The sequence below is a fragment of the uncultured Azohydromonas sp. genome (assembly GCF_937926365.1).
Classification (GTDB): domain Bacteria; phylum Pseudomonadota; class Gammaproteobacteria; order Burkholderiales; family Burkholderiaceae_C; genus Azohydromonas.
Genome location: NZ_CALAOH010000170.1, coordinates 19,071 through 29,412, shown reverse-complemented (window position 1 = coordinate 29,412; position 10,342 = coordinate 19,071). Strand labels below are relative to the sequence as shown.

The window sequence follows — 10,342 nt, the reverse complement described above, 5'->3', positions numbered from 1 at the left end:
AACTCATCTCGCGCCACCGCCCGTGCTTGACAGAGGGGGAAGTCCCTGTAGAACAACCCTGGGTCAGCCACCGCGCCCGGCGTCGCGACCTGTGATATCGCCGCACGCATACACAGTAAAATCAAGAGGTTGTTGCAGGCTCGGCGCGCGGACGATCGCTTTTGCGCGGCTCGATCTGCAGTTGCACTTCGTCCTTGTCGTCAAGGTCTACCGTCAGGCGCCCGCCGTCCACTAAGCGACCAAACAACAACTCATCCGCCAAGGCGCGGCGGATTGTGTCCTGGATCAGCCGCTGCATCGGGCGCGCACCCATGAGCGGATCGAAGCCCTTCTTGGCCAATTGCTTGCGCAACGCATCGGTGAATGTCACTTCCACCTTCTTCTCGGAAAGCTGACTTTCGAGTTGCAGGAGGAACTTATCTACCACGCGCAGGATGATCTCTTCATCCAGCGCCCTGAAGCTAACAGTAGCATCAAGCCGATTGCGGAATTCAGGCGTAAACAGCCGTTTGATATCAGCCATTTCGTCACCGCTTTCACGCCGTGAAGTGAAACCGATGGTGGCCTTGTTCATCGTTTCCGCGCCCGCGTTAGTTGTCATGATGATGATGACATTGCGGAAGTCAGCCTTGCGGCCGTTGTTGTCGGTCAACGTGCCATGGTCCATGACCTGCAGCAGCACATTGAAGACATCGGGATGGGCTTTCTCGATCTCATCCAACAGGAGGACCGCGTGAGGCTTCTTGGTGATCGCCTCAGTCAACAAACCTCCCTGGTCAAAGCCGACATAACCAGGAGGCGCACCAATGAGACGACTCACCGCATGTCGCTCCATGTACTCGGACATGTCGAAGCGAATAAGTTCGATGCCCAGGATGAACGCCAGTTGCTTGGCCACTTCAGTCTTGCCAACGCCGGTTGGGCCACTGAATAGGAACGAACCAATGGGTTTGTCCGGCTTGCCCAAGCCGGAGCGTGCCATCTTAATTGCGGCGGCCAAGGCGTCGATAGCCGGATCTTGGCCGAATACCACGCTTTTGAGGTCACGGTCCAGCGTCTTGAGCTTGCTGCGGTCATCGCTTGACACAGAGGCCGGCGGTATGCGAGCGATCTTCGAGACGATCTCTTCAACCTCAGTACGAGTGATTGTCTTCTTCTGCTTGCTCTTCGGCAGGATCCGTTGGGCCGCGCCTGCTTCGTCAATGACATCGATCGCCTTGTCAGGAAGGTGACGGTCATTGATGTACTTGGCAGACAACTCCGCAGCGGCTTGCAGGGCACCCAGTGCATATTTGACGCTGTGGTGTTCTTCAAATCGGGACTTCAGCCCTTTGAGAATCTCTACCGTCTGTTCCACTGAAGGTTCAACCACATCTACTTTCTGGAAACGACGCGACAAAGCTGCATCCTTCTCAAAGATCCCTCGGTACTCGCTAAAGGTCGTCGCCCCGATGCACTTCATCGCCCCCGAACTCAATGCCGGCTTGAGCAGATTGCTAGCATCGAGCGTTCCTCCGGAGGCGGCACCGGCGCCGATAAGTGTGTGGATCTCGTCAATGAACAGAATCGCGTGCGGTTGCTCCTTGAGCTGCTTGAGCACACCCTTGAGACGCTGCTCAAAATCACCACGGTACTTGGTACCTGCTAACAAGGCGCCCATGTCTAGAGCATAAACAGTCGATCCAGCCAGTACCTCAGGCACTTCACCCTGCGTGATTCGCCAAGCAAGGCCCTCTGCAATTGCAGTCTTGCCTACGCCAGCTTCCCCCACTAGCAGTGGATTGTTCTTGCGGCGACGGCACAACACCTGGATGACACGTTCTACTTCTCCTTCGCGACCGATGAGCGGATCAATCTTGCCGGCAGTGGCCAGAAAATTTAGGTTCTGAGTGAATTGGTCCAAAGGCGACCCTTTGCTCTCACTCGTCTCTTCCTTCTCACCCTCGTTGCTGGGGCTGTTGTCGCTGGGCTTTGCAGGCTCTGGCGGATCGGACTTCTTGATACCGTGGGCAATGAAATTGACAACGTCCAAGCGCGTTACGCCTTGTTGATGCAAGTAGTACACGGCGTGCGAGTCTTTCTCCCCGAAGATCGCCACCAGCACATTCGCGCCAGTGACCTCCTTCTTGCCGCTACCCGTGCTCTGCACATGCATGATTGCACGCTGGATCACGCGCTGGAACCCCAAAGTCGGCTGCGTGTCGACCTCGTCATTGCCACCTACCGTCGGCGTGTTTTCCTTAATGAAAGCTGACAAGCTTTTGCGCAGGTCATCAATGTTAGCCGCGCAGGCACGCAACACTTCAGCGGCCGATGGGTTGTCAAGCAATGCCATCAGCAAATGCTCAACCGTAATGAATTCGTGCCGCTGCTGGCGTGCTTCAACGAACGCCATGTGCAGGCTGACTTCAAGTTCTTGCGCGATCATGCGGCCTCCATAATGCACTGCAGCGGATGACCGGAGCGGCGAGCCGCTGCCAGTACCAATTCAACCTTGGTAGCCGCAACGTCTTTGGTGTAGACACCGCAGACGCCCCGACCTTCGTGATGGATCTTCAACATGATGTGTGTGGCTGTCTCCAGGTCGCGCTTGAAGTACTCCTGCAGCACCATCACTACGAACTCCATCGGTGTGTAGTCGTCATTGAGCAAGACGACTTGATACATACGCGGTGGCTTGGTGCGCGCCGTCTTGCGCTCCACCACGACTGCACCATCGTCGCGTTCGGGCGCAACAGGCGCTCGCGAAGGGGGCTTTGGGGGTTCCGAAGGCATGGATTCATTCTATCGACTTGCTTTGCGCTGGCATCTGCTGCGGATATTGCACCAGGGTGTGTCGCTGCCAGACTACAAGGCCACCGCGTGTATCAATTTGTGTAAAGATGGTGTCGCTGCTCATTGACACGAGGTCAAAGCGCCCAAGAAAATCTGTTGCACCGCAGCAAAAACACCTGGAGGGACGCAGAGATGGCTATCGGTACTGTCAAATGGTTCAACGACGCTAAGGGTTTTGGCTTCATTCAGCCTGCCGATGGAGGAGCAGACGTGTTTGCTCACTTCTCGGCCATTCAGATGGAAGGTTTCCGCACCCTAAAGCAAGGTAGCCGGGTAAGTTTTGAGATCGTCAAGGGTCCAAAGGGCGAGTTGGCACAGAACATCCGAGCCATTGATACCCCGACTTCAGCCGTCAGCGGAACAGACCATCGTTAAGGCCCTTGTTGACTCTGCTGCCGCTCTCTGACGAGCGGCAGTAGCTTCAGACTCTCTGTATTACGGTACAGCCCTGACTGAGTCAGCGTAGTGGTGTCGAGCCTCGACATCTGGCCTTGTTCGTCGGTCTATCCAAACGATTCATCCTTTTCACGGGACGCGGATTTCTTGTTGTATGAGTCTGCCGCTGCCTTGGCTGGATGACGATCACACACCGTTGCCGCCTCCCTCGTCGGCGCTGGGTCCTGCTTCACAGGCGCCCGGGCTGCTGGCAGCGGGAGGCCACCTCACACTGGCTCGTCTCCAAGAAGCCTATCGCAAGGGCATCTTTCCCTGGTATTCACAAGGGCAGCCTGTGCTGTGGTGGTCGCCGGACCCCCGCATGGTCTTGCCCGTGGATGAATTCCGCCTTCACCGATCGCTGCGTAAGACACTGCAGCGGTTCATCGATACCCCGGGCTGCGAGATCCGGGTGGACAGCGCCTTTCCTAATGTGATCCAGGCCTGTGCCTGCAGTCCGCGCGATGGCCAGGATGGCACCTGGATCCTCCCCGCCATGCAACAGGCCTACCTCGCATGGCATCAAGCGGGCACCGTTCACAGTTTCGAAACCTGGGTCGATGGGGAACTCGTTGGCGGACTGTATGGCGTGGGGCTCGGCCGCATGTACTTCGGTGAGTCGATGTTCTCGCGCCGCACCGATGCCTCCAAGATTGCCTTGGCCGCGTTGATCTGTTTCTGCCGCTTCCACGGTATTGGGCTTGTGGATTGCCAACAGAACACATCGCACTTGGCTTCCCTGGGTGCACACGAGATACCGCGTCCGGAGTTCTTGCGCCATCTCGCGGCCACGGTCGATGCTGAACCCGTGCGGAGCTGGACCTATCATGAGTCGATGTGGACGCAGCTTGGCCTGCGCCCGACGCCCTGAGGATCTCCCGCGTGACTGCTCCCAAGGAACTTCCCCTCGCGTCGTTGCAGTTCTATGCCACGGCTCCCTATCCTTGCAGCTACTTGCCGGGTCGCTTGGCACGGTCGCAGGTCGCGACACCAAGCCACCTGATTCACGCTGACGCTTATTCCGAACTCGTGGCACGCGGATTTCGCCGCAGCGGCCTGTTCACGTATCGGCCTTACTGCGATGGCTGCAAGGCTTGCGTTCCGCTACGCCTACCGGTACAGAAGTTCCAGCCTTCCCGCAGTCAGCGCAGAGCCTGGAAATCCCATCGCGGCTTGGTCGCACGCGTGCTGCGCTTGTGCTTCCTGCCTGAGCACTACCAGCTCTACCTGCGCTACCAGTCCGGCAGGCATAGCGGTGGTGGCATGGACCATGACAGCGTGGACCAGTACACCCAGTTCCTGCTGCAGAGCCGTGTTAACTCACGGCTGGTGGAATTTCGCGAACCTAGCGAATCCGGGCTGGGTGCGCTGAAGATGGTTTCCATTCTGGACGTGCTCAGCGACGGACTTTCGGCCGTCTACACCTTCTACGACCCGGACGACGACGCCAGCTATGGCACCTACAACATCCTTTGGCAGGTCGAGCAGACACGAATGTTGAAGTTGCCCTTTCTGTACCTTGGGTACTGGATTAGTGACAGCCACAAGATGGCCTATAAGGCCCAGTTCCGCCCGCACGAACTGCTCGTCGATGGCCAGTGGCAACCGGGCGGAACTGCCTGAACTGCCTGCCGCCCTGCTCCATCCGTGACGTCGGCTGACCGAGTTGGTCGGTGAGCTGCGATCAGCTTCCTAAACCAAAGGATGGACGCTAACGCAACCACAACACCGCCATCACCGCCGTGGCCAGCGGCAACACGCCCATCACCACCGCCGCATGCGTGGCCGGCGCTTGGCGCAGCGCCAACGTCAGGAAGAAGGGGAAAGTCCAGTACGGTGCCTACCGCGCTGATCCCCAGCGCCATGAGCTGATCGCGCTCCGGCCAGGTGGCTCGTTGTGCCAGCAAACACAGCAGCCTCAACATGCCGGCGCCGGCCGCTCGCCCCACCGTCACGAACAAAGGTGGTATCTGTAAATCCTGTATGTCTCTTGCTGCCAACCATGGCAAGCGTCATGGCGAGGATCACCACGCCCAACCGTCCCAGCCCCAAGCCGCGCCGCTCACGCCCGGCCACGTCCAGAACAATCATGTATGTCTCTCAAGCCAAGGCCAAGTGATGTTCCGACGCAGCGAGGCCGCGGCTCGCACCCCGCCTTGCACCAGGGCACCCATTCACCGGAGCGCGCCATCCTTCCAAGTCGCCATGCGCGGCATGGATCAGGCGGGGCCACTCTTCACTCATGGATGAGGCCTGTCCCCGCTCCGACGTTCCCGCTCACGCCCGCGCCATCCACGCGGCCGTCAGCACCAGCACCAGCGCCATGGCGCGGTTGAACCACAGCAGCCGCCGCCCTCGCGCCAACCAGCCGCGCAGCGCGGAGCCCACGAGGGCATAACTGAAGTTGCTGCTCCAGGCGAAGACGATCATCACCGCGCACACGATCAGCAGCCGCTGCCCCGGATTGGCCGCCGGCTGCCCACCCGCGCTGCTCACCCAGCCGCCCGCCAGGGCCAGCGCCAGCATCCACGCCTTGATGTTGAGGAACTGCAGCCCTACGCCCTGCCAGAAGCCGACGTTCAGACGCCGCTCGTCCGCCTGACCCAGTTGCCCTGCCTGGGACAGCTTCCAGGCCAGCCAGAGCAGATAGGCGATGCCCGCCCCCTTCACCACCCAGCGCGCCGCCGGCAGCGCCAGCAGCAGCGCCCCCACCCCCAGGCCGCAACCCAGCATCAGCAGCGTCCAGCCCACCGGTACTGCGCTCACGAACACCAGCGCCCGGCGCAAGCCGAAATTCACGGCCAGCGCCGTGGACAGGGTGGTGTTGGGACCGGGCGTGAAACTCATCGCCGTGGCCAGCGTGAGCAGGGCCACGAATTCATCTGCACTCATCTGGTGCAGTCTATCCACCGGCTGCAGCCCCACCCGCGGATGGGGCCGCAGCTTGTCTCAGGCCTCGGGACGCTGCTCAGGGCGCCGGATCGCCGTCGCTGCGCGAGAGGTCGAAGAGGCTGGTCGCCTCCAGCTCCAGTGCCTGGCGGCCGTCCGCGTGCAGCAGCTCCCAGCGCCAGCGCAGTACGCCCAGGTTCGGCTTGCTCTGCGAGCGCCGCACCTCCAGCACCGTGGCCTCCAGCCGCATCGGGTCGCCGGGTCGCACCGGGCTGGGCCACTTGATGTAGGCGATGCCGGGCGAGGCGAAGCTCTCGGAGCCGTCCAGCGCCGCCTGACAGGCCAGCCGCATCGCCAAGCCGCAGGTCTGCCAGCCGCTGGCGATCAATCCCTTGAACGGCCCGCGCTCCGCGGCGGCCGCATCGGTATGGAACCACTGCGGATCCCAGGCCGACGCGAACTCGACGATCTCCGCTTCACTCAGGCTCGCCGGCCCGGCCGTGATGCGCTGCCCCTCATGAAACTCGGCGAACTTCATCAGGCGCCACCCCCGATGCACTCCACTTTGCGCGCGCCCTGCCCCCAGGCGCGCAACCGCAGCCCCGGGCTGACGCGGTAGCGCTCACCACGGTAATGAACGTCCAGCGCATCGAGCAGCGCGATCACGGCTGCCGCATCCCAGGCGCGCAGCCATTCGAAAGGCCCCTGCGGATAGTTCACGCCCAGCTTCATCGCCGCGTCCGCCCCGCCTTCGTCGCACACGCCCTGGTGCACGGCATCGGCGGCCTCGTTGATGAGCATGGCGATGGTGCGCGCCACCACCAGCCCCGGCGTGTCGGCCAAGCGCTGCGCATTGAAGCCCAGTGCCCGCAGCCAGCGCGGCGCCAGCTCGCACCAGGCCGGCGAGGCCTGTGCCGCCGGCGCCCAGGCCAGTACCGCGCCGGCTAACGCCGACAGCGGCAGGTCGAACACCGCCACCTCGGCCACCTCCCCCGCGCCCACCTGCGAGGCCGGGCGCCCGTCGGTCAGGCGCAGCTGGGCACCGTCGATCTCCAGACCGACCCAGTCGCTGTCCGGGACCGGCTCGAAGCCGCGCCCGCCCGCCGTCAGCGCCTCGCGCAGGCGCTGCGCCACCGGGCCCTGGCCGTGCAGGCTCAGGATCGTGGCCGCCGGCAGGCCCACCGGCGCGTGCTCCGGCACCGCCGGCTTCACCGCGCCCTCGGCGTAGTCGTAGAAGCCGCGCCCGGACTTGCGCCCCAGCAGCCCGCCGTCGACCAGCTCGCGCTGCACCAGCGAGGGCACGAAGCGCTTGTCGAAGAAATTGGCTTCGAACACCGACTGCGTGACCGAGAAGTTCGTGTCGTGCCCGATCAGGTCCATCAGCTCGCACGGCCCCATGCGGAAGCCCGCGGCGCGCAGGCAGGCGTCCAGCAGCGCCGGTGTCCCGGCCCGCTCCTGCAGCAGCGCCAGCGTCTCCGCGTAGTACGGGCGCGCGATGCGGTTGACGATGAAACCGGGCGTGGAACGCGCGTGCACCGGCACCTTGCCCCAGTGCCGGGACAACTCGTGGATCGCCTGCGCCACCGCCGGCTCGGTCTGCAGCCCCGACACCACCTCCACGAGCCTCATCAGCGGCACGGGGTTGAAGAAGTGCATGCCCACCAGCCGCCCGGGGCGCTGCAGCCCGTTGGCGATGGCGGTGACGGAGATGGACGAGGTATTGGTCGCCAGCACGCAGTCGGCGCCCACGATGCCTTCGAGCTGGCGGAACAGCGCGCGCTTGACGTCGAGCTTCTCCACCACGGCTTCCACCACCAGCCGCGCCGAGGCCGCGGCCTCCATCGAGGCCACCGCCTCGATGCGCGAGAGTGTCTGCGCCGCCTCCTGCGCCGTGAGCTTTCCCTTGGCCGCCAGCGCATCCAGGCTCTTGCCCAGCTTCGCCTTGGTCTCGGCCGCGGCACCCTCGCGCAGGTCGAACAGCATCACCGGATGCCCGGCCTGCGCCGCCACCTGCGCGATGCCGGCGCCCATGATCCCCGCGCCCACCACCAGCAGCGGCGCGTCCTTCAGCGTCTCGATGTTCATGCCTTGGGAATCCAGTTCGCCGGCCGCTTGGCCAGGAAAGCCTCGAAGCCTTCGCGTGCCTCGTCCGTACTGCGCACGCGCGAGATGGTCTGCGCCGTGAGCTCGCGCACTTCGTCGGTGATGGGGCCGACCTCCAGCTGCGCAAAGAGCTGCTTGATTTCGCGCTGCGCGTTCGGTCCGCCCACCAGCAGCTCCGCCGCCATGGCGTCCACCGCGCTGTCCAGGCCGTCCAGCGGCACGACCTTCTGCACCAGGCCGATGTCCAGCGCCTCCTGCGCGCCGATGCGGCTGGTGGTCAGCGCCAGCCGCAGCGCCTGGCGCTTGCCCACGGCATTGGTCACGTAGGGCCCGATCACCGCGGGCAGGATGCCGAACTTCGCCTCGCTCACGGCGAACTTGGCGTCCTCCCCGGCGATGGCGATGTCACAGGCGCAGGTGAGCCCCACGCCGCCGCCCAGCGCCACGCCCTGCACGCGCGCGATCGTCGGCTTGGGGCACTGCTGGATGGCCGCGAGCATGCCGGCGAAGCGGCGCGCGTCCTGCAGGTTCCACTCCTGGCTGGCGGTACTGGCGCGCTGCATCCACTGCAGGTCCGCCCCCGCGCTGAAGGCTTTGCCGGCGCCCTCCAGCACGATCACGCGCACGGCCGGGTCCTCGGCCAGCGCGGTGAACGCCTCATGCAAGGCGGCGATCATGGCTTCGTCGAAGGCGTTGAACACCTCGGGGCGATTCATGCGCACGCGCGCCACGGCGCCGCGCTCCACGACAACGGTCATTGGGGGGTCTCCTCCATCAATAGGTCTCCAAATGCAGCCGGCCTTCGCGCTTGAGCTGCTGATGCAGTGCGGGCCAGTCCAGGTCGTGCTGCGTCGCCACGTCATGCAACACCTCCAGCACGCCGGCCTCCATTCCCTTGAGGCCGCAGACGTAGAAACAGGTGTTCGGGTCGCGCAGCAGCAGCGCCAAGTCTGCCGCACGTTCACGCATTACATCCTGTACGTAGCGCCGTGGCTGGCCGGGCGTGCGCGAGAAAGCGAAGTTGATGTCGATGAAATCCTTGGGCAGGTTCATCAGCGGGCCGAAGTACGGCAGCTCCTGCTGCGTGCGCGCGCCGAAGAAGAGCATGAGCTTGCCGCCCTCGCCCCGGCCGCGGCGGCGACGGCGGCGCTCGGTCATGGCGCGCATGGGGGCGCTGCCCGTGCCGGTGCAGATCATCACCAGGTGGCTGCCCGGGTGGTTGGGCATCAGGAAGGTGCTGCCGAAGGGGCCGATCACCTGCACCTGGTCACCCTTCTTCAGGTCGCACAGGTAGTTCGAGGCCACGCCGCGCACGGGCCGGCCCTGGTAGTCCGCCGTCACGCGCTTCACGGTCAGCGAGACGTTGTTGTAGCCGGGGCGCTCGCCGTCGCGCGGGCTGGCGATGGAGTACTGGCGCGCGTGGTGCGGGCGGCCGTTGGCGTCCACGCCCGGCGGCAGGATGCCCAGCGACTGCCCCTCCAGCACCGGGAACGGCACGTTGCCGAAGTCCAGCACGATGTGGTGCGTGTCGCTGTCGGTGCCCAGCTCCGTCACCCGGTAGTTGCCGGCCACCGTGGCCGTCACGGGGTTCTTGTGCGTGTAGAGGTTGACGTAAGGGTGCGAGGCCGACCACGGCGGCACCTGCGCGCCGGCCACCGCCTCGGCCAGAGGCATCTCCTGGGCCTGCGCCTGCACTTGCGGCCCGGCGGCCTCGGCCGGCGTCTCCACGTTCAGGCCCAGCGCCTTCTCCGCCGGCAGTTCGTCCCAGGTGAACTGCTCCTCGACCGAGTAGGCCTCCAGCCGCAGCACGGTGCGCCAGTTGTCGATGGCGCCCGTGGGGCACGGCGGCACGCAGGCCATGCAGAAGCTGCACTTGCCCGGGTCCACCACGTAGTTGTTCGAGTCGTGCGTGATGGCATCAACCGGACAGCTCTCCTCGCAGGTGTTGCAGCGGATGCAGATCTCCGGGTCGATCAGGTGCTGCTTGAGGACTTCGGGCAGGGGGGCGTTCATGGCTGGAGCTTGCTGGTGTTTGGGAGGACGCTTGTCGCGAGCTGAAGCGCTTCACCAACCACCTCGT

The 10,342-nt window shown here is 63.9% G+C and carries 10 protein-coding genes; 3 read left to right on the top strand and 7 right to left on the bottom strand.

The annotated features are described in order from the left end of the window. Positions 1-121: 121 nt before the first annotated feature. Both clpA and clpS read right to left on the bottom strand, forming a co-directional pair. A complete protein-coding gene (clpA, locus tag Q0741_RS18180; RefSeq protein WP_298234604.1) occupies positions 122-2,428 on the bottom strand; it encodes an ATP-dependent Clp protease ATP-binding subunit ClpA in 2,307 nt (768 codons plus the stop codon). Continuing rightward, positions 2,425-2,775 carry an ATP-dependent Clp protease adapter ClpS gene (clpS, locus tag Q0741_RS18175; RefSeq protein WP_298234603.1) on the bottom strand — a complete coding sequence of 117 codons (351 nt, stop codon included), beginning with the start codon at positions 2,773-2,775 and terminating at the stop codon, positions 2,425-2,427. The genes clpA and clpS overlap by 4 nt, the downstream gene beginning before the upstream one ends. 192 nt (positions 2,776-2,967) lie before the next feature. Here clpS and Q0741_RS18170 point away from each other — a divergent pair, with 192 nt between their 5' ends. The 3 genes from Q0741_RS18170 (at position 2,968) to Q0741_RS18160 (ending at position 4,893) form a co-directional block, all read left to right on the top strand. Next, entirely contained in the window at positions 2,968-3,210 is a 243-nt protein-coding gene (locus Q0741_RS18170; protein WP_029001780.1) for a cold-shock protein, read from the top strand. A 175-nt stretch (positions 3,211-3,385) separates the two neighbouring features. Next, positions 3,386-4,141, top strand: a complete 756-nt coding sequence (aat, locus tag Q0741_RS18165; RefSeq protein WP_298234602.1) for a leucyl/phenylalanyl-tRNA--protein transferase — start codon at positions 3,386-3,388, stop codon at positions 4,139-4,141. 11 nt (positions 4,142-4,152) lie between these two features. Next, positions 4,153-4,893 (top strand): arginyltransferase, encoded by a 741-nt coding sequence (locus Q0741_RS18160; RefSeq protein ID WP_298234601.1) that lies wholly within the window; start codon positions 4,153-4,155, stop codon positions 4,891-4,893. 654 nt (positions 4,894-5,547) lie between these two features. On the opposite strand, the gene Q0741_RS18155 is transcribed toward Q0741_RS18160, so the two are convergent. The 5 genes from Q0741_RS18155 to boxA all read right to left on the bottom strand — a co-directional run bounded on the left by Q0741_RS18155 (position 5,548) and on the right by boxA (position 10,275). Next, the gene (locus tag Q0741_RS18155; protein ID WP_298234600.1) at positions 5,548-6,162 is read right to left on the bottom strand and encodes a LysE family translocator; all 615 of its coding nucleotides are present in this window, start codon (positions 6,160-6,162) and stop codon (positions 5,548-5,550) included. 76 nt (positions 6,163-6,238) lie between these two features. Beyond that, entirely contained in the window at positions 6,239-6,697 is a 459-nt protein-coding gene (locus tag Q0741_RS18150; protein ID WP_298234599.1) for a MaoC family dehydratase, read from the bottom strand. Next, a complete protein-coding gene (locus Q0741_RS18145) occupies positions 6,697-8,244 on the bottom strand; it encodes a 3-hydroxyacyl-CoA dehydrogenase (RefSeq protein WP_298234598.1) in 1,548 nt (515 codons plus the stop codon). The genes Q0741_RS18150 and Q0741_RS18145 overlap by 1 nt, the downstream gene beginning before the upstream one ends. Further along, positions 8,241-9,020 (bottom strand): enoyl-CoA hydratase-related protein, encoded by a 780-nt coding sequence (locus Q0741_RS18140; RefSeq protein WP_298234597.1) that lies wholly within the window; start codon positions 9,018-9,020, stop codon positions 8,241-8,243. Before Q0741_RS18140 ends, Q0741_RS18145 begins: the two co-directional genes overlap by 4 nt. A gap of 16 nt (positions 9,021-9,036) precedes the next feature. After that, the gene (gene boxA / locus Q0741_RS18135) at positions 9,037-10,275 is read right to left on the bottom strand and encodes a benzoyl-CoA 2,3-epoxidase subunit BoxA (RefSeq protein WP_298234596.1); all 1,239 of its coding nucleotides are present in this window, start codon (positions 10,273-10,275) and stop codon (positions 9,037-9,039) included. Positions 10,276-10,342 lie beyond the last annotated feature (67 nt).